Raw genomic sequence first — 21642 nt, forward strand, 5'->3', positions numbered from 1 at the left:
GCCCCGCGGACACCGCCGCGCCGATCGTCGCGACGCCGCCGCCGACGAACACCTCCGTCCAGCCGACACCGGCCTGGTCGAGCGCGCCGATCGCCATGCGGCGCACGCTGCAGGGTTCGGCTTGCGTGGCCAGCCGCAGCGGTTGCGGCGGATGGTACTCGAAATCCGCCGCGGCCATCCAGCCGAACGACTCCGACAGGATGGTTTCGCCGTCGAGCCGCCGGCTGTCGTGCTGCAGCGCGACGGCCGCGTCGAGCTGGCCGCGGTCGAATGCATCGAGCACGTCGCGCGACGCGGCGACGCGGATCTCCAGCACGAGCGTCGGCTCCGCTTCGCTCATGCGCCGCAGCAGCATCGGGAGATCGGCGCCGACGACATGGTGGCTGACGCCGATCACCAGCCGCCGCCGGCCGGTGCCGAACGCGCCGATCGCACCGTGGTGGGCGGCCACCAGTTCGCGCGCCGGTTCCAGGAATGCGGTGCCGTCGGCCGACAGGCGAACCTGCCGGGGCGTGCGTTCCAGCAGGCGGCGGCCGAGGCCGCTTTCGAGCCGCTTGATCTTCAGGCTCACCGCGGACTGCGTCGTGTCCATCGCCTCGGCGGCCCGCGTGAAGCTCTTGAGGTCGGCGGTCAGCACGAACGCCTGCACGGCTTCGATGTCGAGCGTTTTCATCGCACTCTCATCCATTGAGAAATCGAATCATTGAAATATTCTGCCATCGTATTTTCAAATGATTCAAGGTCTTCTACGCTGTTCTCGAGCCATTCGGAATCTCCGTTTCCCTTCAGGAGTCGATCATGCTGACCGCGTACTACGTGCACCGCCTGCCGGCGGATTACGACCTCGACATCATCCGCCATCGCGTGCGCGAGCGCGGCAGGCTCTGGGACGACACGCCGGACCTGGTGTTCAAGGGGTTCCTGCTGCGCGAGGCGGGGCGCTACGGTGCGACGGAAAACGGCTATGCGTCGTTCTATCTGTGGCGTAACGAGCAGGCGTTCGCCGGGTTCGTCACGGGCGGCCGCTACCGGGTCGTGACGGACAGCTTCGGCCGCGCGCCGATCGACGTGCAGGTCACGCTCGATGCGCGCGAGGGCAGTGCGTCGACGGGGCGCTTCGTTCGTCTGGAAGCCGTCGATATTCCGGCGGATGCCGACCTCGAGGCGACGCTGGCGCGGGAGGTGACGCGCAATCGCGAAGTGGCGGCGCGGCAGGGTGTGGTGGCGGCCGCGGTCAGTCTGGACTCGCTACGCTGGCGGCTGACGCGTGCCCTCGTCACCGAACACGAGCCGGACGGCGGCGGCGCAGGCACGGTGTATCAGGTGCTGCATCTGGCGAGGCCGTTGCTCGATACGCTGGAAGGGAGCGGAGCATGACGACGGGCGTCGCGTCGCGATCGCGGGCCGGGCCGTCGGGTGGGGCGAGCGGCCCGGCATCCGTGCGATTGCCGGCCGGCCTCGTGGTCGCCGCGCATCTGGCCGGGATCGCGGCGGGGATCGCCGCGATTGCCGCGCTCGCGACGCTGCTGGCGCTGCTGTTCCGGTGAGGATCGCCGGTGCGGACGGCGGAAGACGGAAGAGCCGGGCACGACACGCGCGGCTCTTCCGCTGGGTGGGTGCCGCTCAGTGCCCTTGCAACCGGATATCCCGCGACGACGCACCGACGTACACGGTCCCGCCCGGCACGAACCGCCAGCCGTTACGTGACGTATCCCACACGCTCTGCATGCGCGGCGACACGGTCACGCGGACACGCCGCGCCTCGCCCGGATTCAGCCGGATCTTCTCCCAGCCGACCAGCCGCTTCGGCGGTTCGTCCTTGTACGGCACGCCGAGATAGACCTGCGGGATCTCCGCACCGGCGACGCGCCCGTCGTTGCGTACCGTGAACGCGACGCTCAGCGACCCGTCCCACTGCTTCGACACCGACAGCCCCGAATACGCGAAGTGCGTGTACGACAGCCCGTAGCCGAACTCGAACATCGGCTTGATGTTGCGCGCGTCATACCAGCGATAGCCCATGTTCAGCTTTTCCGCGTAGACCGGGTCGTTGTCGAACGTGCCGTTTTGCCCCCAGGCCGGCGAATCCTGATCGCGCGCGGGGAAGGTGACGGGCAGTTTGCCGGACGGATTGACCGCGCCGAACAGCACGTTCGCGATCGCCTTGCCGCCGGCTTCACCCGGATACCACGCCTCGACGATCGCCGACACGTTGTCCTTCCACGGCATCAGCACCGGATTGCCGCTCTGGACGACGACGATCGTATGCGGATTCGCGCGCGCGACGGCTTCGACGAGCGCGTCCTGGTTCGACGGGTTCGCGAGGCTCAGGCTCTGCAGGTCGCCGAAATCCTCGCCGGCCGGCTGGGCCACCACGACGATCGCGACGTCCGAGCGGCCCGCGAGCGCCGCGGCCTGGTCGATTTCCTGCTGCGTATACGCACGGAACGGCGACTGCTGGTCGCTGTTGCCCGCATACGTGACCTGCGCGGCCGGCGCAAGCGCGCGGATCGCCGCGACGATCGGCACGTCGACCTTCAGCCAAGGATTGCGCCACCAGCTGCACCCGGTCGACGCGCCGAACGTCAGGCCGCCGCAACCCGCGAACGACCCCGACACCGGGTCGCGCGTGTTGCCCGAGCCGCCGCCGGACAGCACGGCCGCGTCCGCATGGCCGCCGATCACGGCAATGCGCGACAGCGCCGATGCCGCCAGCGGCAACTGATTGCCGTCGTTCTTCAGCAGCACGATCGACTGCTCGGACGCGGCCTGCGCGAACCGGTTCGCGGCCGCGAAATCGATCGTGCCGCCGCCCGTGGCCGGATCGTCCATCACGCCGACGCGGATCATCACGGCGAGCTTGCGCCGCACCATGTCGTCGAGTCGTGCGGTCGACACCGAGCCGTTCGCGATCGCCTGCTTGACGGCCGTCGGCGTCAGGTACACGCTCGGCCCGACGTCTTCTTCCTCGTCGAGCCCGGCGTTGATCGCGGCGGCCGTGCTGTGCGTGGCGCCCCAGTCGGACTGCACCTGGCCCTGGAAGCCCCATTCGTTCTTCAGCACGTCGTTCAGCAGGTGAGGGTTTTCGCACGCGTATGCGCCGTTCAGCCGGTTGTAGCTGCACATCACGCTGCCGGGGCGACCGCGCTTCGCGGCGATCTCGAACGGCAGCAGGTAAAGCTCGCGCAGCGTGCGTTCGTCGATCTGCGTGTTGCCGCCCATCCGGCCGTGCTCCTGCTCGTTGCCCGCGTAGTGCTTGATCGTGGCGATGACCTTTTGCCGCTGCGTGGCGAGCGTGCGTTCGGCGAGAAGGTCGCCCGCGAGCAAGGGATCTTCGCCGAGATACTCGAACAGCCGGCCACCGCGCGGCTCGCGTGCGAGATTGGTGCCGCCGCCGAGGCCCATGCCGAATCCTTGCGCGCGCAACTGGATCGCGACCTGCTTGCCGTAGTCGTACGACAGCCGGCGATCCCAGCTCGCGGCGACGGCGATCGTCGCGGGGAACGTCGTGCTGGCCTGCGACGTGCTGCCGGAGCCGGTCGCCGAGTCGACCATGTTGAGATCGGGAATGCCGAGCCGCGGCACGCCCTGGATATAGCCGGCGCCGCCGCCAGGCACCTTGGACATTTCGTATTGCGAATGGATGAACTGGAGTTTCTCGTCGAGTGTCATCTTGCGCACGAGCAGGTCGGCGCGCCGTTGCGCGGCGGCCGACGCGAACGCATCGGTCGCATCGCCTTGTGCGTTGAAGTCGGCGTCGCCTGCGTAGGCGGTGGTGCAGAGGGTCGCTGCCAGCACGACGGCCGGCCAGAGTGTGTCCCGCATGTTGCTCTCCTGATCGTATTGCCGATTGTTCGGATGATGTCTGGAGCTGCGCTCGTCCGGTGGATTCGCACCGGACGCATTCGGCTGGCGATGCAGGGTGGTTGCGCGTCGGCATGCCAGGCCGGGCGGGGAATCGTTACGGCCGGTTGGGCTCGACCGGTCAACGCGGGCGGCGACGCGCAGGCCGCCCGGCACTGCCGAATCGGATGTAGCGATTCTCTGCAGCGACTAATGGTATGAATGTAGTTTGACTACAGCATCGGTGTTTCTACCGATATGTACGATCTTTATCGCGTAGTCGCGCAGGGTGGGTTGGAAAGGCGGTCATCGTTCCCGATGGTGGGGGTGTGGTCGGGTAAGAAGTACCTGTGTGCTGGTGCTATTGCGAGACTAGTTGTCCGGTTCGTTGCGTGCACATCTAACGGGATCGACATTGACATGTCATCGAATACGACGCGGTTGACCGGATGTTCGAAACGTACTTTTCATATGGCGATGGCGGTATCGCTCAATCACTTGGGTCATTTCACGCACTGTTTGCCGGTGAATCTGTTTATAGTCTTGCGCGGGTGCGTACGCTCGATCGAACTCGCACATCTCTTTTCGGTAATCAATATACCGGGCATCGAATCCGAAGGTGCGGCAGGAGTTGATTTCCGCTAAGTCCGACAATCACACGTGCAGGATCGATATGGCATTCCAGCTTCAGGATCGGGTTCAGGAAACGACCACTTCTACCGGTACGGGGGCACTGTCCCTGGCCGGTGCAATGACGGGATTCCGCGCATTTTCGTCCGTGTGCGCCAATGCCGATACTTTCTATTACGGGCTGCAAGCCGTCACGGGGGCCGGCGTTCCGAGCGGGAACTGGGAGATCGGAATCGGCACATACAACGCCAGCGGGAACACGCTAGCGCGTACCACCGTGCTGGCGTCGAGCAATGGCGGTGCGGTCGTGAATCTGGCTGCGGGTACCACACAGGTATGGATGGATTTACCTGCGGCGCTTCCGGCCAATTTGCCGGTTAGCGCCAAATATTTTGGTGCAAAGGGAAACACCCGGATCGTCAACGACGGCGTCACGACATCGGGATCAACATCGTTTTCGTCGGCCTCGGCGGTATTCACGGCGGCGGACGTCGGCAAGCGTATCGACATCGCGACAACGAACGCCAGTGGCGTTGCAACGCTGGTCGTTTCCACCACGATTGCGGCGTTCGTCAGCGCAACGCAGATCACGCTCGCGAAAGCGGCCAATGCGTCGGCGACCGGGGCGAACGTGGTCTACGGCACCGACGACGGCCCGGCCCTGACAGCCTGGCTGAATTACCTGATGACTATCTGGCCGGTCAAAGGCGACCTGCCTGCCGGGGTCTACTATTCGAGCCTCGTGCTTCCGCCGATCACCAAGCCGATAGCCGTGTTCGGGCATTCGGCGCGCACCTCGATCATTCAGTTCGGAGCCGGCGTCAGCGGCCAATGCCTGACGGTATTGAACGCGGGCTTCAACAACGAAGCGACGGATTTGCCGCAGACCGGAAACGTGTCATGGACGTCGAACATGGCCGTGCTCGCCGGGTGTGTCCTGCGCGACTTTACCCTTCAGGGCAATCGCGCGTGCGCATCACTGCAACATGGCCTGGTGTTGCAGGGCAACGTGGACTGGCTCGATGTCGCTCACGTGAACTGTCTGTATTTCCGCGGCGCCGGCGTGCTGTGGATGGACACCGGAAGCGGATCGACGCAAGCACGCGCCAACGTGCGCGAGATCAATCTGAACACGATGAAGATCAGGCACTGCGGCGACCTGTCGACGAATACGCCGAGTTTCGGGGTCTACCTTGACGACAGCCCGGCTGCCACTATGTCCGACTCGTCGAACCTGTTCAACCTGAACAATATCGACATCATCTTCAGCTATGGCACCGCGCTTGCCGTGCAGGATCGGCGCACGTCGAATACCGGCTTCCCGCTGTACGGAATTCAAGCGAGAAACATCGTGCTGCACGACCGGATGACGACGATGGGACTGAGCGGCGGCCGGATGTTTAGCGTCATCGGACAGGTCACAAACTGCCTTTTCGACATCAACGTCCCGCTGAGCGCACGTAATGATTACGCAGCGGAGATTCTGCCGAACCCGAATTTCAATGTTTATCCCACGGACAATGAATTTACCTTCGCATTCCCGAAGACGGTGAAGGGGGTGACGATCGGGAATATCGGCTACAACACGATCAGGTTCAGGAATTATTTCGGATGTGCCGAGGCGGTGTTCATTTCCACCGAGAGCCCGTACAACCTGCGAATCGATTGCGAGACCGACAGTGTGTTTCAGCAGGTCGCATCCGCCCTGATGCTGACGGGGACGGGCGCCGTCGCGATCCCGGGCTGGTCGTTCGGTACGACACCGAACCTGTCGATCTTCATGCCGGTCAACGCAGTCAACGGGACCGGCGATACGACGCTGGCGACCATTTTCGGCATCACGGGCACGATCACGCGTTCGGGAAGCGTCACGGCCGGGACCGACACCTATACGTTTACGCCGTCTTCATCCAGTACCGCGTACATTCCTGCCGGTGAATACTTCTCGAAGATCTGCGTCGACGCTTCGCAAGGCAACGGTGTCGCCGGGCGCTACAAATATATTCCGGAAGACCGCTACGGACGCGCTGTCAACAGCGCATGGGCCAGCGGGCGCCTGCTGCAAATGTGGCCGTGGCAATTTCACATCGAGAATGCAACCGGGCTCGTTCGTTACAGCTACGGCGTGCCGACGGCCGACAGCGCGGGTAACGCGATGGCGGTATGGTCCAACGGCTTCGTCGGCACAAGTTCGACGCCCGGGGTGACCGGTATCAGCAAACTGACGGCGAACTACGCGTCGCCCACGACGCTGACCAACCTGATCGGGGGCATCGACGGCCAGTCGGTGAAGATCGTTGCGACCAACGGCAATTGCACGATCGCGAACAACGCGAACATCCAGACGACAACCGGCGGCAATGTCGTCATGGCGAACGGCCAGGTTCTGACTTTTACGTTCGACGTAACACTGAACAAGTGGTGTGGCGGTTAGCAAGCCGCGGTCACGATCGCTTTTCAGGGTGTGGCACCATTTCCGTATGAAGTTTGGCGTTCGGTGGGGTTGCTCACATACGCGCCGGGCTGGACGGTGTCCAATCGTGTGTCGCCGCGGGAGCGGCCGCGCCGGAGCACGACCGTGACGGCAGGTAGCGCGGGGCGCTAGCTGACTGTATATCGTGCCGCTCACGCGAGGCCGCGGCGTATCCCCCGGATAAATGAAACAGCGTGCGTCACCGGACGGTGTCTTTCCGGTTCGCACGCTGGCTTGCCGAGGCCGACAAGCGGAATTACTTGGTGATGAGCGCGCCGGTCAAACCCGCACTGATTGCCGGCAGCAATAGATTCAGCACGCGGCTGGCCCGGACGAGCCCGGTATTGTCGACATAGACGATGTCCTTCGACGCCAGCGGGAACTGATTCGCCAGCAGCATCGAAACCGGTGACTTCATGTCGAGTCGATAGACTACGGGATCGCTGTCGTCGGCCTTGCGCAACACGAAAACCTGTTTGGCATTCGACGTCTGCTGGTTGAGTTGGCCGGCCTGTGCAAGTGCTTCGTTCAGCGTGAGCGAACCGTCACGTTGCGGCGGCACGGCCAGCGGCTTGTTGACTTCACCCATCACGTAGATCGGATTGTCTTCGCGCGCGCTCACATGCAGCAGGTCGCCCGGCTGCAGCATGATGGCGGCGGGGTTCTTGCCCGTTTGCATCATCCGCGCGACATTCACCGGATACGTCGTCCCATTGCGCGTGATCGTGACGCGACTCTGGTCCGCTGTCGGTGCAAAGCCACCGGCGCGATTGACTGCTTCGACCAAAGTCATCGGAATGTCGTTGATCGCCTGCGAACCGGGTGCTCGCACTTCACCGTCTACATACACCTGCTCGGCACGGAACGATGCCACGCGAACGGTAACTTGCGGCTTGATAAACACCTTCTTGAGTTCGGCAGTGACTTCCCGCTGGATCTGCACCGCGTTTTTTCCGGCGGCGTGGATCGGTCGCGTCATGTATGGAAACTGCACGTTGCCGTCGCTATCGATGACGAAACCGGGCGCCGCGTCCGAGGACTTCGTGTTCGGCGTCGGCTGGCCGGCAGCGGTGGCGAATTCCGGGTGATCCCATACCGTGATTTGCAACACGTCTCCCGGACCGAGCCTGTAGCCGCTTGGCCTGCCGAGCAGATTGTCGGGAATGGGCGACGCGGTGCGGTTCTTCTGCTCCGCGCGAATGAGCGTGATCAGCGTCAGATCGATCTGCTTGACCGGCACCTTCATGTCGCTGGTCACGTCACCGTTGTCGTCAGTCGTGACCGGCAATGCAGGGGACGACGCCATGTGCTGTCCGGGCGCATATGCACAAGCGGAAAGCATGGCGGAAATCGCCAGGCAAAGCGCCGCGCGCGTTCGGCGCCCTGTCGGGTCGTTCTTGTTCGGCACCGATGTGCCGAATCGTTCGTGGCTGCTCATGTCGTCATTCAGCATGGTTAAACAAAAAGCCTTGTCATCGATACATTGACGTATTGCGACGAAGACGTTTTTCGGCAGGTGACGGGGGCTCATGAACCTGAGTTCGACCGAAGACCCCACTTGTTTACTCGCTCGCTTGCCGTTCCAGTCGACCGACTATCAAACGCCTCGACCTCATCGCATGCTGCCGGGCGTACCGGCCGATCCGGGATGGGTTCCCGCATGGGCCATGTTGGACGAACCACGGAAAAAGGATGTGCGTTAGTTCACCCAGCCGTGGATAGCAGGCCGGATTGGTCGCTCGCGAGCAGTCGTTGATTCGTCATTTATTTGTGCGGTTGGGGTAGGTCGAAAACAGGGGGGGAACATTGCGGTCGGGCGCGTTCAAGTAGGCTGGGCCACATTTCTCGAATCGACCCCCGACGTGGCGCGAGAGGGTCGGTGACCCGGTGATTCGCTTACTCGGGGCCGCTTAATGTAAGGCATCGCACTCAGAAAACCGCGCATTTATCGCATAGTGATCCGGACCAGCAAGGTCACTTGTTTTCTGTTCAACGAATTCGACGGTGCGTTCTCGCGTGCAGGTGGTCGGACTCAGGACAAGTGCCTCGCGTGATGTGCCGAAAAGAGTGGCCCGGAGCGAGTGGCGGGACATGCGTGATCAACAGCATGCACGGCGACAGTGAGCCCGTCAGGACGGCAATTTGGGAGCGTATGCATGACATTGGATAGGCCTTCATCGAAGCGATCTCGAGACGGATCGGGAAGTATTTCTCGAAACGGGGTTGACTTCACGCTGGTCCAGCTGCTGGAAAACGTGTTTGATCACTGGCGCGTTTTCCTGGCTGTTTTCCTGGGGTGTTTGCTGTTGGCGATCGTGTATGCCGTTGCGGCAACACCGATGTACTCCGTGGACACGTTGATACAGGTCGAGGAAAACAAGCACAGCGCGCTGGGTTCGCTCTCCGAAATTTCAAACGCGCTGGATATCCAGAACTCGGCCGTCGTCGGCGAGATCGATATCGCTCGCTCGCGCGCGGTTGTCACCCAGGCAATCGACGCTACCGTCGCGCAGGTAGATGTGTCGGTCAGGAATACGATTCCGCTCGTCGGCGGTTTACTCGGTTCGATCTTGTCGAAGGATCGCAATGGCCTCGTCGAGCCATTGTTAAATACGCCGTTTTGGGCGTGGGGCGGCGAGCGGATCGAATTCACGAAATTCGACGTTCCCGATGCGCAGATCGGCAAGAAACTGGAACTCGACTATCTCGAGGGTAATCGCTTCCTGTTGAAGAACAGCAATGGTCAAGAGGTGTTGGCGGGCCAAGTGGGCCAACCAACCGAGGCAAACGGGTATCGGGTGGAGGTATCGCGGATCGTGGCACGCGCCGGTACGGAATTTCGCGTGCGCCGCGTCGCCACGCCGGTGCGACTCGAGGCTGTCCTGAAGAAACTGAACGGGGCCGAAACGAAACGTCAGTCGGGCATCATGCAGCTGAGTTTCGAGGACCCTGACCCCGTGTATGCCGCGCGGTTGCTCAATGCCATTGCTGCCGCCTATCTGGACGCCAAGACAAAGCGGCGCTCGGAGGATGCCGAGCACAGTCTTGCGTTTCTCGACACGCAATTGCCGGTGGTCAAGAAGCGACTGGAGCAGGCTGAGCATGCGTTGAACGAGTTTCGCAATGCACAGGGATCGATCGATGCGCAAGGCGATGTGCAACTGCTGATCGACCAGTTGGCGCTCGTAGAAAAGTCGCGGCTCGAAGCCAAGCTCGAGTACCAGGATCTGGCGTCGAAATATGTCGCCGGACAACCTCAGCTTACTGCGGTAGCCAGCAAGCTGAAAACGCTGGATCAGCAGTCGGCGGAATTGAAAAGCAAGGTCGCGCGCTTGCCGTCGCAGCAGCAGACCTACTTGCGCCTATCGCGCGACGTCGAGGTCAACAATCAACTCTATATCGGCTTGATGAACAACGCGCAGCAGCTGCAAATTGCAAAAGCTGGCACCGTCGGTAACGCGTCCGTTATCGACAAGGCTGATGTCACCGACAAACCGGTTCAGCCGAAACGCTTGCTCGTCATCGTGCTGGGTGCTGCGATCGGTTTGATACTGGGCGTTGCTTCGGCACAAGGCTGTGCGTTGTTTTTCCAAAACGCCCGGAATCCGGAGCATTTAGAGGAGGTGGCCGGCGTCCCTGTGCTGGGTATTGTCCCGACCTCGTTACATCAGGTCGAGGCCGACCTGAACGACAGATCGGCGTTTATAGCGGCGAGGGAGTATCCCGATACGCCGCTGGCCGAAGCGTTGGACGATCTGGCGCTGTTGTTGCGTTACGCGACGACTGCTACGCAGGGTAAATCAAGGATCGTTCTGGTCACGTCTCCCGAGCCGGGTCAGGGCAGGTCGATGATCTCAGCCAATCTTGCGCATTTGTTCTCGCAAAGCGGTCTCAAAACACTGCTGGTGCGTGCCGATGCAGACGAATCGGGCGCTGATCGATACGTGTCCACGAAATACCCGGCAGGGATGTCGGATGTGTTGACTGGCTCGCGGGACCTCGGGAAGGCGATCTACCACGTCCGGGAAAATTTCGATGTACTGCCTGCAGGAAAACGTGTCGAGCCGTCGCGGCACCTGTTCGAAATGGAGCGGCTCGATCCTCTGATCACCGCATTGCGACGCGAATACGACGCGGTCGTCGTGGATGCGCCAGTGGCGCGCCCGGTCGCGAAGGTCGCGATGTTGTCGAGGCTGGCGGACGTTACGCTGATGGTGGCGCGGCAAGGTTCGGTCAGCTACGCCGGCGTGGCGGATGTGATCCGGAATTTGAACCGGGTTGGCGTGAAAGTGGATGGGCTGGTATTCAACGGCTTTCAGCCTTCACCATTGCGTCGGCGCCATTACGCGAACATCGAGCCGCATACGAAAGAAGCCAAGTCGCGAAACGCTCCAGGCGACGTCGTACCCGTTGCATTTCTGTTCAGGGCGTGGGAGCGGGTAAGAAAGGGACTGCTGAGAAACGTTGCCTGATATCGCATGCACCAGTCAATTCGCTGGTTCATGGCTGGATCGAGCGAGGGAGCCGGCAGTGCGCTTGCGGAAGGGGGGCGATCTTGCAGCGGGCAGGGCGCGTGCGGCTAGAACGGTGCGTCACCGGTGGAACGAATTTCAGGTTGCAGCATGATAGACAAAACTGCGCGAACAATACAAATCAACGGGGGGCCGATATCCGCAACCGGGGTGACGATATCGACGTTATTCGCGCTTGCGTTTTTGATCAATGCGATGATGCCGGCGCTCGGCGTGACGGAGTCGAGCGCCACGTGCACGTTGTTGCTGGCAACATCGGGACTTGTCGTCCTGGTCAAGTATCGTCCGGTGTTTGCAGTGTCGGTGCTCTATGTACTCGCGATCGGGCTGACTGCATTCCTTGCCGGTGTCGGACTGGAGAACGGTGGATACCTGAGGGAAACCGACATCTCGGGTGAGGCGACCGGCGCTTTCAGCCGGCTTCTTTCGTTCTATCTGATTTTTGTCTTATGTGCGCTCGTCGCATTCGACAGGTTCCTTGATGAGCGTCCGTCGTACAAGCCGATCAGGGCGCGGATTGCGTTGCAACCAATCAGTATGACGATGGGGTTTGCACTTGCGGCCGCGATCATCGTGACCGGTGTGCTGGCGGGGCTGACGTCGGGATTCTCGTTGTTTACCGGCATCAATAGGTATGCGTTGCGCAATGATGCGTCGAACGGCGCGATGTTCAATCTTTTCCTGAACAATCAAACCTTCATGGGTTTTTTGTTGGGCACCATTGCCACCAGTTCCAATAAACGCATCCGGTGGTTGGCGATCCTTACGATGGCGATCGACCTGGGCCTCAATGTGCTGCATGGCGAGCAATTCATGGCGGTGCTGCATATCGGCCTGTGTTCGCTGGCGCCGTTCATCGCGATTCATGCGATGAACGGTAAGCCGGTTGTCCGCTATCTGGGTATAGGTGCCGGGCTGGCGCTCTTGCTCGGCACCGTTTCCATCGTTTACGCCTACCGGGGGCAGGGGCTGGAAGTTGCGGATGTGATCTCGTCGCGCTTTCTGCTGCAGGGGCAGCCGTGGTACGTGGTGGACGGTGATGCGCGGATGTTCACGGCACCGGCACTCGGCGGCGCGGCTGCTTTTTGGCGTTTCGTGAACTCTCTCGCTTCCTGGACGATGCCGACCTTTTTCGACGATTCCGAACCGAGTGGTTTGCGCGACTTGATGATCTCGTATATGGAGCCACAGCTCCTCAAGGCCTACATCTTCGACGACGTCACGTTCACGATGGGAAACATGGCGGTACCCGTGTATTGGTTCGGCTATGTCGGGGGGGCAATTTTCGTCGCGATGACCGGCGTCGTATATGGTGCGCTGGCCGCGTTACAGATCCTGGTCACGATGCGTGGCGGGGTCGTGATGCTGTGGCTGATGGCGAAGGTCTTCTCGTATGCGACCTTCGCCGTTCAGCAGGGCGATTACTGGATGATGTTCGGCTCGCGCACGGCATTTTATGCGTTGGCCGCACTGGTTTGGTGGTACGTGATCGACAGGAGGCGTTCCGGCTCGAGTTGAATGCGGCATTCGCTTGGGCCGTTGCACCGAACGGTGCGATCTCGACGACCGGAATCATTTGGGCTGACGCCGCAGGCATGGGTGTCGCGTTGCGATCGAGATACTTGGGTTTTCACTATTTCAGCCATGTCCCACTCGAACGATTCGAAGCGCTTTCACCATGTCGATGCGATGCGCGCGGTTGCCGTGATACTCGTCATATGGACACACTATGCCGAGCGATTTGCTCCGCTGGCAGGATCGCAATACATGCTCGACACGCTTCAACGCTCCATGAATTTCGGGCGTGTGGGTGTGGTCGTGTTTTTCGCGATCAGCGGCATGCTGATTCCCTCCAGCCTGCACGGAGAGATTGGTGCGGGAACGAAGCGGTTCCTCGTTCGAAGGTTCTTCCGGTTATACCCGGCATACTGGTTGGCGCTTCCTTTGGGATATTTTGTTCATTGGTATCTGTTTGATAAAAAAATGGATATCGATGGGATCGTGGCAAACGTGACCATGATGCCCGCCGCATTCGGAGAAAGCCTGATCTTGCCGCATGGCTGGACGCTCGAGACGGAATTGTATTTTTACGGGCTCTGCCTAATCTTGTTCTGGGGCGGCGTACTTCACCGGATGTTCTGCCTATGTGTTGTCAGCATCGGATTGACCGGGCTGTTCGTGACGATCGTCGAGTTGAAACTCGCCCCGGCCGGTATGCCAAGCGAATACAAGACCATGCCGTACCATCTCGGTATCATGTTTTGGGGTGCCTGCTTTCGGCAGGCATACGACACGCCTCTCAAATTGCTGCGCGTTCGATGGCCAGGGCATGGTGCACCGGGTCGAATGGCGCTCACTTACCGGTCGGCGGTAGGTTGCCTGACGGCGGTGATTGCAAGTGTCGCGCTGATGGGGGCGCTCAGCGATTGGCGACATAACAACATGGAACACTTTCCGACTTCGCTTGCTTACTTCATCGGCATCGCGATATTCGTCGCATTGGCGACTGTTCTGAAGCTCCGCATTCGCCTGCTTTCATGGCTGGGCGAGATCAGTTACTCGATCTATTTGCTGCATAGCCTCCCGTTGTTTGCAATGTTCTGGTTGTGCCAGCGTTTCCACGTCACCGGATGGCCGCTTGGTCTCTACATGATCGTACCGGTCCTGCCTTTGATTCCATTGTCATGGGCCGGCTATCGTTTGTGCGAGGCTCCGTTCGTGGAGTTTGCGCGTACGCTCACCGCGCGGCGCAGCAGTAGTCTGTTTGCCTCTGGCGACGCTGACGGCTGATCCGTACGGATCGGTCCGGGTGACATTCGGGCCGATTGAAAAAGAGAAACGCGGATGGTTCTCGGGATCGAGAAGCGGACGCCCGATATCTTCCGGGGGATGCTGGATTGCGGCATGAAACGGATATCGGTCGGCACCGCACGATTGAAGTCCATATAGAGGATTTCGTTAGAGTTTATTAAAACAAGGATAAGACCATGACACCTGTCCAGTTTGATGGATGCGTCGGCTGGCTTCACGAGGGCAATCGAACACACGGCATCGTCATCTGCGAGCCGCTCGGTCACGAAGCACTTTGGCTTCACAAGCTCGTGCGTTCACTCGCCGAGCATCTTTCTGACCGTGGCTTCCCGGTGCTGCGCTTTCATTATCCGGCGAGTGGCGATTCGCTAGGCGACGAAAGCGATCCTGATCGCTTCGGGAAAATGCTCGGGAGCGTTCAGTCCGCGGTCCAGGCATTGCGAGAGCGCATCACGGTGGACCATCTGACGCTCGTCGGGGTACGTGCCGGCGCGGCAGTGGCGCTCCTCGCCGCGGACGGCATCCCCGGGCTAACCCGTTTCATCGCGCTCGCGCCCGTCGTGCGCGGTCGCGGCTACCTGCGCGAGCTCTCTGTCGTCGCGCAACACTGGCTCGACAATGCCCCGCCGACCGTGAGATGCGCGGTTCGCGACGAGAAACCCCTGAACATACTCGGACACCTGTACCCAGATGATCTGGTCGAGGCGCTGCGGCGTATCGACCTGCGCCAGATTGCCGGTCAATCGGGCACATTGCCGGCGCGCGCATTGCTGGTCGATGCACCGTACGGCGACAGCGCGACGCTTTCGGACGCGTTGCAGGCGCGGGGTGTCGAGGTAAAGGTTCATGCATGCACCGACTGGGCGGACGCAATGCGAGAGCCGCTCTGGTCGCGGCTTCCGGAGGCATTGCTCGACACGGTTGCGGACTGGCTCGACGACGATCCGGATCCGATCGTTCGCGCGTGCGCGCAATGCACCGACGCCGGCGTGGTACTGAAGGGAAAAGAAAGTATCGAACGAATCGTTCGCGTGGGTCCGCAGCAGATGGTCGGGGTGCTGTGCGAGCCGGCCGAAGGCATCATGCGTGCCGCCGCACCCACTCTCCTGATAACGAATACGGCCGCCAATCCACGCATCGCGGATGGACGCCTCGCGGTTCGACTCGCCCGGTCGCTTGCCGCGCAGGGTATCTGCAGTCTGCGGATTGATGCCAGCGGAATCGGTGACAGTGGCGCGCGCGCACGTGACAATCAGCAGGACATCCCGTATTCGGATCAGGTAATCACCGATATGGTTTCAGCTGCAGACTGGCTGAAAGAGCACGGGCATTACAAGGTTGTTTCGTTCGGGATTTGCTCCGGTGCGTATACGTCGCTTCATGCCGCGTCGAACGGCCAGTTTGCCGGCGCGATCGCAGTCAATCTCCAGGTCTTCGTGTGGCCGCGCGGAGAGACGCTCACGAATGTGATCAAGAATCAGACGAATTCGATGCGAGGCTATCTAGCGTCGCTGCGCAGCGCTGGAAAGTGGCGCCGTCTGCTGCGCAGTGGTCGTGATTTGCGTCCGGTACTGCGCGGATTGTCGCGCTTCCTCGTCGATTTCATGTCGGTGCCGATCATGCGTATCGCAGAGCGGGTCGGGAGATACCCCGGCAAGGATACGCCGCGAGGATTGCTGCGCGACATGTCGGCGCGTGGCATTCGCACCCATCTTGTCTACGGCATGCTCGATCCGGGCGTCGATACACTGGTACGGCATTTCGGTCCCGCGTCGCGAGCGTTCGCTCATTTGCCGAACATATCGGTCGATCTGCAGGAATCCGTCGATCATTCATTGCACGGCACCGCCGCCGCGCAATATGTCATCGATAGGTGTACTGCACTGCTTGCATGTTGGCGGGCGCCGGTGGAGCTAGCGGTGCCGGAGAAAACGAAACACGCGACTGTGTCGCACTCGCGCAAACGGCACACCGAGTCGACGCTCTAGTTGTGAAGCTTCAATGGGTTGTATCGATGGTTCATCCGGACTGAGTCCGGGAGACTGGAAGTCGCCAAACATCCAACCTTCCGGGAAGCCAGCCGGATGAACACCCATAAGAATGCCCGACTCACCTTTGCCCGCCGACTTGAGATGGTTCACGAGATCACCGAATTCGGTTTGAGTGTGCCGCAGGCGGCAGCCGATCACGGCGTGACAGCACCGACCGTGCGCAAATGGCTTGGACGCTACCTGGCCGGCGGTGCGGTTGCGCTGGCCGACGCTTCTTCTCGGCCAACTCGTTCGCCTAGCGCGATTGCGCCAGCCACGGCTCTGCTGATCGTTGAGTTGCGCCAGCAGCGCTTGTTGCAGCGTCAGATCGCACGCCAGGTCGGTGTATCTGCGTCGACTGTCAGTCGAGTCTTGGTACGTGCTGGATTGTCTCGTTTGACCGATCTGCAGCGGCGCGAGCCGATCCAGCGATACGAGCATGAGGCTCCGGGGGATTTTCTGCACATCGATACCAAGAAGCTCGGCCGCATCGCACGCCCCAGCCATCGCGTCACGGGCGATCGGCGCAATTCGGTGGATGGCATCGGCTGGGAGTATCTGTTTGTGGCCGTAAATGACCACGCTTGTATTGCCTTCACGGCGATGCATCCGGACGAGAAGCAGGCCAGTGCCGTGCAGTTCTTGCGTGACGCCGTGGCTTGGTATGCAGCACTCGGCGTGCGTGTGCGCTGGCTGTTGACCGACAACGGTTCGGCGTTCCGTTCACGCGAATTCGCTCGCGCCTGTCAGGAATTGGGTATCCGGCACAAATTTACACGGGCGTATCATCCTCAGACCAACGGCAAGGCTGAGCAGTTCATCCAATCGGCCTTGCGCGAGTGGGCATACGCCTGGACATACCAAAGCTCCGCCCACCGCAGCGATGCCTTCGCAAGCTGGCCGCATCACCACAACCGGCATCGTGCCCACAGCGCCATCGGCGGAATTGCGCCGATGGCCAGACTGCCCGCGTCGAGAAACAACCTCTTGACGCTTCGCAGCTAGGCCGCAGCCTTATCGTTGTCGGTGGGGCGGGCAGCGTTATGTCGCCGCCGCTATCGCGGTATTCGTTTCGAGCGTTGCGAGGAACGTTCGCGGGCACACCGGGAAGGTATGGCGAAACCGGCTCTGAGTGACCATGCGAACAGATTCGTCATTCTCGGTACGTTATCGTTGCGACGTAGTGTGTCACGGGGCCACTTGCCGGACGTACGTGGCGCAGTGATTCCGCTCAGGAATATCCATGAAACGAAATTGCCACGACTGCCGGAAATTGCGCAAAATTTACTGCTTGCAAGCGGCCTGCGACACCGTGCAGATCTCGACGCGACGCGAAGACGATGACGATGCGTCGAGCTTCCGGCATCACGTATGTCGAGGTCCTGCGTGATGCGCGTGCTGGTCATCAACGACTTCGTTCGAAGGGGAGGGGCGGAGGAGGTGTACCGAATGTCCGTTGACGTGCTGCGCGCGCGCACCGACGTGACGGTCGAAACCTTCGACGAGCATGCGCTGCCCGCGGTCGAAAATATTCGGCGCGCTCGTGTATGGTCGCGCGCGACTGCGCGTGCGCTCGTCGCGCAGCTCGATCGGTTTCGGCCACAACGCATTCTGGTACACAATTATCACAATCTGCTGTCGAGCGCGATCTTGCCCGTGCTTGCCCGCTACAAGCGGCGCTCGGGGTGCAGTTTGTACCTGACTGCGCACGATTACCATCTCGTGTTCTACAATCCGAGCCTGCAGATTTATTCCCGCGGGCAGACGAAACCATTGTCGCTGGACCAGCTGCACAGTGCCCGACGCATCGTCTCTGTCGCCAGTCCGCACGGAATTTTCCACGACGTCGTTAAGAAGTTGCATTGGCACACGGTCAATGCACTTTTCGACCCGCTTGGCCTGTTCGATGAAATCCTCTGCCCAAGCCCGTTCATGCGCGACCTGATCGGGCGATTCGGGCGAACCCGTGTCACGCTTCTATCGAATCCGATCGATTCGGCATTGGTTCCGCGCGCGCCGAAACCTGCGCAGCGCGCTCGCCTGGATCTTGCGTTCGTCGGCCGTATTGAAGCGGACAAGGGACTGGCTCAGTTTCTCGCGCTTATGGCCGATTCCGCCGGCGAAGCGATCGAATCGCTTACCGTTTATGGTGACGGATCGGAGCGCGGTCCTCTCGAGGAACGCCACGCGGACCTCGTCAAAGCCGGAAGGTTGCGTTTTGCCGGCCGTCTCGATCACGCCGCGCTTTTCGCCGAACTGCCTACGCACGACGCGCTTGTGCTTCCATCGATCTGGGTGGAAAACGCCCCCCTCGTGATAGTCGAGGCCGCGGTGCTCGGCCTGCCGGTGCTCGTGAACGACATCGGCAGTCTGTCGACATTCGGCGACGAAATCGGCAACAAGATCCTCTATCGAAACTTCCCCGAAGATTTCTCCCGCGCAATCGACGCGCTACGCACGCACCTCGCCGACGAAAATCGTCACTACGACTGGTCACGTTACTCGATCGATTGCTACGCATCGTCGCTGTATGCCGCGCTCGGTATTGACGAGCCCGTACCGCGCACGCGTGCCTGCTGACAGTCGATGCACTACCCATTTTCACTTCAGAAAGCACGATGACCGCCGTTCGAAAAAACTTCGCCATGTTGTTTGCGTTGCAGATCTCGACGTATGTCGTGCCGCTCGTCACGCTACCGCTCTTGACCCGTGTGCTGGGCCCTCAACAGTACGGAAGGCTGGCGTTCGTGCTCGCGGTGACAACGTATTTCATCAATCTGGTGAATTACAGCTTCGACCTGACGGCGACGCCGCGCGTCGCGCTCGCGCGTGACAAGATCGAGCGGTCCAGAATTTTCTGGACGACCATCAGCGCCCAGTGGCTGATAACCGTCGCGGGCTTCGCGGTACTCGTCGCGATGACGTCGTTGATTCCGTACTTCGAAGCGGAGCGCACGGCGCTGCTGATCGAATTCGGGATGGCAATAGGCGCCGCGCTCACGCCAGGCTGGTACTTTCAGGGCATTCAGAAGCTGAGCGTGTTCAGCATGACGGTGGTCGGGTATCGAGCACTGAGCGTCGGCGCTTTCTTCCTGTGGGTTCACACGCCGGACGATATTCTTCATGCGGTCGCCATTAATGCAGCCGTGCCGTTGCTCTGCGGTTTCACCTCGCTTGCTTACCTGTTCTTTTGTCAAGAGATCGCGCGTGTCCGCGTGCGGTTCGCGGATATTGTCGATGCATTGAAAGGCGGCACGCAGGTCTTCCTCGCATCGACTTCAATCTCGTTCTACGCCTCGACCAACACCGTCCTGCTGAGTATCGTTTCCGGTCACGTGGCCGCAGGCTATTTTGCCGCGGGCGACAAGCTGATCCGGGCCGCTGTCGGCATGTTGCAGCCGCTGAGGGCAACCACTTACCCTCATATCACCTATCTGATGCATAACGCACGTGACGAGGCGTTCGCGTTCCTTCGCAAGCTGATTGTCGTGCAGGGTGCGCTAGTGCTCGCAATGTCGGCGGTGATCTACGAGTTCGCGCCGCTCGCGGTCCGGATCCTGTACGGAGACACGTTCGGGCCGACAGTCGGCGTGCTGCGTTGTCTTGCGCTGGTGCCGTTCATGGCATGCATGACCGATCTATTCGGAATCCAGACGATGCTGCCGCTCGGCATGAAGCGCGTTTTCAGTACCATCCTGATCTCGTCCGGCTTGCTGAACGTCACGATACTGCCGCCGCTTGCCTCGCTATTCGCGGAGCGTGGCGCGGCGATCGCGGTGTTGATGGTCGAAACGATCGTGACCGTCGTACTCATGTACGTGCTCTTCCGTGAACGGGTTGGCCTGATCAACATACCGGCAAGATCGAGGTGATGCGGCTCGTGACGGAACAGGTTGGTCTGCGGCGACGACGGTTCGTTGTCCTCTACCGAGAGCACGAAGGGCTGCTCGCGCCATGATCGCAAGTATGGGCAAGGATCGGATGCTGCGTCACTGGTGATTCAGCCGCGTGACATACGCGAATCAGGTTTCCGGTCGAGTATTTGCTAGTCGAATCGGGGGCTTGGTCATGAACTTCTTTGCCTCGGCGCGCAAATGCCGACCCTTTCCATGTTTCCAGGGCTTGGTGACGGCGCGAGTCTTGGTTGAGACGACCGTCAGAGTGAGCACGCCGGATCATGCCGGTGCGAATCCTCCGTCGAAGCGACGGCTTGCTTCGATCGCCTACAGCCCTTCGAATATTTCCGTCATCATTTTTGCGCTTTTGCTCCAGCAGTATTTTTCCGCGTGGAGATTTCCCTTCCGTCTGAGCTCGGCTCTGAGTGCGTCGGAACCCAGCACGCGCCGCAATTTTTCCGCAATGTCGTCCTGCGAATACGGATCGCAGTACAGCGCCGCATCGGCGCAGACTTCCGGCAGCGCCGCGGCTTTTCCGACGATCGTCGGGCAACCATAGCGCATCGCTTCAAGAGGAGGGATGCCGAAACCTTCGTAGATGGATGGATAAAGGAAGCATGCCGCATTTTGGTACAGCGCTTTCAGTTGCTCGTCGCTGATATAGCCGACGAACTTGATGTTCGGTTCTGCCGCCAAGACATGATCCTGGTTTCCGAACACGGTGGTGTTTCTCATCCCGACGATGACGAGGTCGACCGACGGATCGTCGATCTGCCGAAATGCCGCGATGAGCCGGCCAAAGTTCTTGGTGGGATTCATGCTGCTGACCGCGAGCACGAACCGGTTCGGCGTCAGCGAGTGCGCGTCGAGCACGCTCGTGTCGGGCTTCAGCGAGTCGAGGTGATCCGCACCAAGCGGAACGACGCTGATTTTCTCGGTCGAGATGCCACAGTGGTAGGCGAGGCGGTCCCGTGAAAAATAGGAGTTGGTCAGCACGCAAGCGGAGGTTCGCGCCAGGATCCAGAACATGATTCGGTACCACACCCGAAACGAACGCGAAAAGTGGGCGGGCGTGTCGAATACCGCCGCATCGTGCATGTAGATGATCTGGTTGCGGATGAAAATGGACGCGGAATTGCCGAGATTGACGAGCCGACCGGGACGGGCGAAAAACGGGAGCACCAGTTGCTCCCACACGGCACCCTTGTAAAAACCGACCTTGACGGTCCGCGCGCCGTTCACCTCTACGCCGGGCTGTGGAGGCATAAGGAGGGTCACCGGTTCTTGAGGCTGAAACTTGATGAGCGCGGCGATCAGCTCGCGTGCGACCCGTTGTACGCCGGTCGTCTTCTGCGTGGTGAATCGACCGTTGTACACGAGATGTTTCGACTTTTTGAAGGCGGTCATGTCAATCATTGGACATTGAA

The 21642-nt window shown here is 60.7% G+C and carries 14 protein-coding genes; 10 read left to right on the plus strand and 4 right to left on the minus strand.

Features of this window, described 5'->3' with window-relative positions; all coding sequences use genetic code 11:
• On the minus strand, positions 1-673 hold a 673-nt coding region (locus tag ABY44_RS02420), incomplete at its 3' end, for a LysR family transcriptional regulator (RefSeq protein ID WP_431640806.1).
• A gap of 125 nt (positions 674-798) precedes the next feature.
• Here ABY44_RS02420 and ABY44_RS02425 point away from each other — a divergent pair.
• Both ABY44_RS02425 and ABY44_RS02430 read left to right on the plus strand, forming a co-directional pair.
• A complete protein-coding gene (locus tag ABY44_RS02425) occupies positions 799-1377 on the plus strand; it encodes a DUF4865 family protein (protein ID WP_060171125.1) in 579 nt (192 codons plus the stop codon).
• Entirely contained in the window at positions 1374-1547 is a 174-nt protein-coding gene (locus ABY44_RS02430; protein WP_162923081.1) for a hypothetical protein, read from the plus strand. The genes ABY44_RS02425 and ABY44_RS02430 overlap by 4 nt, the downstream gene beginning before the upstream one ends.
• Positions 1548-1623: 76 nt before the next feature.
• Here the strand turns inward: ABY44_RS02430 and ABY44_RS02435 are convergent, their stop codons facing one another.
• Entirely contained in the window at positions 1624-3825 is a 2202-nt protein-coding gene (locus ABY44_RS02435; RefSeq protein WP_059696358.1) for a glycoside hydrolase family 3 C-terminal domain-containing protein, read from the minus strand.
• Positions 3826-4516: 691 nt separating this feature from the next.
• Here ABY44_RS02435 and ABY44_RS02440 point away from each other — a divergent pair.
• On the plus strand, positions 4517-6907 hold the full coding sequence (locus ABY44_RS02440; RefSeq protein ID WP_060171123.1) for a hypothetical protein: 2391 nt from the start codon (positions 4517-4519) through the stop codon (positions 6905-6907).
• 295 nt (positions 6908-7202) lie between these two features.
• Here the strand turns inward: ABY44_RS02440 and ABY44_RS02445 are convergent, their stop codons facing one another.
• Positions 7203-8384 carry a polysaccharide biosynthesis/export family protein gene (locus ABY44_RS02445; protein ID WP_124544750.1) on the minus strand — a complete coding sequence of 394 codons (1182 nt, stop codon included), beginning with the start codon at positions 8382-8384 and terminating at the stop codon, positions 7203-7205.
• 718 nt (positions 8385-9102) lie between these two features.
• Between ABY44_RS02445 and ABY44_RS02450 the strand changes: the two genes are divergently transcribed.
• The 7 genes from ABY44_RS02450 to ABY44_RS02480 all read left to right on the plus strand — a co-directional run bounded on the left by ABY44_RS02450 (position 9103) and on the right by ABY44_RS02480 (position 20191).
• On the plus strand, positions 9103-11418 hold the full coding sequence (locus ABY44_RS02450; protein WP_059683276.1) for a GNVR domain-containing protein: 2316 nt from the start codon (positions 9103-9105) through the stop codon (positions 11416-11418).
• Between the two features lie 150 nt (positions 11419-11568).
• Positions 11569-12996, plus strand: a complete 1428-nt coding sequence (locus ABY44_RS02455; RefSeq protein WP_059696351.1) for a DUF6418 domain-containing protein — start codon at positions 11569-11571, stop codon at positions 12994-12996.
• A 126-nt stretch (positions 12997-13122) separates the two neighbouring features.
• Positions 13123-14268, plus strand: a complete 1146-nt coding sequence (locus ABY44_RS02460) for an acyltransferase family protein (RefSeq protein ID WP_059696349.1) — start codon at positions 13123-13125, stop codon at positions 14266-14268.
• A gap of 197 nt (positions 14269-14465) precedes the next feature.
• The gene (locus ABY44_RS02465) at positions 14466-16277 is read left to right on the plus strand and encodes a serine aminopeptidase domain-containing protein (protein WP_060171121.1); all 1812 of its coding nucleotides are present in this window, start codon (positions 14466-14468) and stop codon (positions 16275-16277) included.
• 96 nt (positions 16278-16373) lie between these two features.
• Positions 16374-17324, plus strand: coding sequence for an IS481 family transposase (locus ABY44_RS02470; protein ID WP_060171119.1), 951 nt, complete (start codon positions 16374-16376; stop codon positions 17322-17324).
• 384 nt (positions 17325-17708) lie between these two features.
• Positions 17709-18899, plus strand: a complete 1191-nt coding sequence (locus ABY44_RS02475) for a glycosyltransferase (protein ID WP_059696337.1) — start codon at positions 17709-17711, stop codon at positions 18897-18899.
• A 38-nt stretch (positions 18900-18937) separates the two neighbouring features.
• Entirely contained in the window at positions 18938-20191 is a 1254-nt protein-coding gene (locus ABY44_RS02480) for an oligosaccharide flippase family protein (protein WP_060358949.1), read from the plus strand.
• Between the two features lie 351 nt (positions 20192-20542).
• Here ABY44_RS02480 and ABY44_RS02485 read toward each other — a convergent pair whose 3' ends face one another.
• A complete protein-coding gene (locus ABY44_RS02485) occupies positions 20543-21622 on the minus strand; it encodes a glycosyltransferase family 4 protein (RefSeq protein WP_059696333.1) in 1080 nt (359 codons plus the stop codon).
• Positions 21623-21642 lie beyond the last annotated feature (20 nt).

This window comes from Burkholderia sp. ZZQ-2 (genome assembly GCF_050768715.1).
GTDB lineage: Bacteria > Pseudomonadota > Gammaproteobacteria > Burkholderiales > Burkholderiaceae > Burkholderia > Burkholderia cepacia.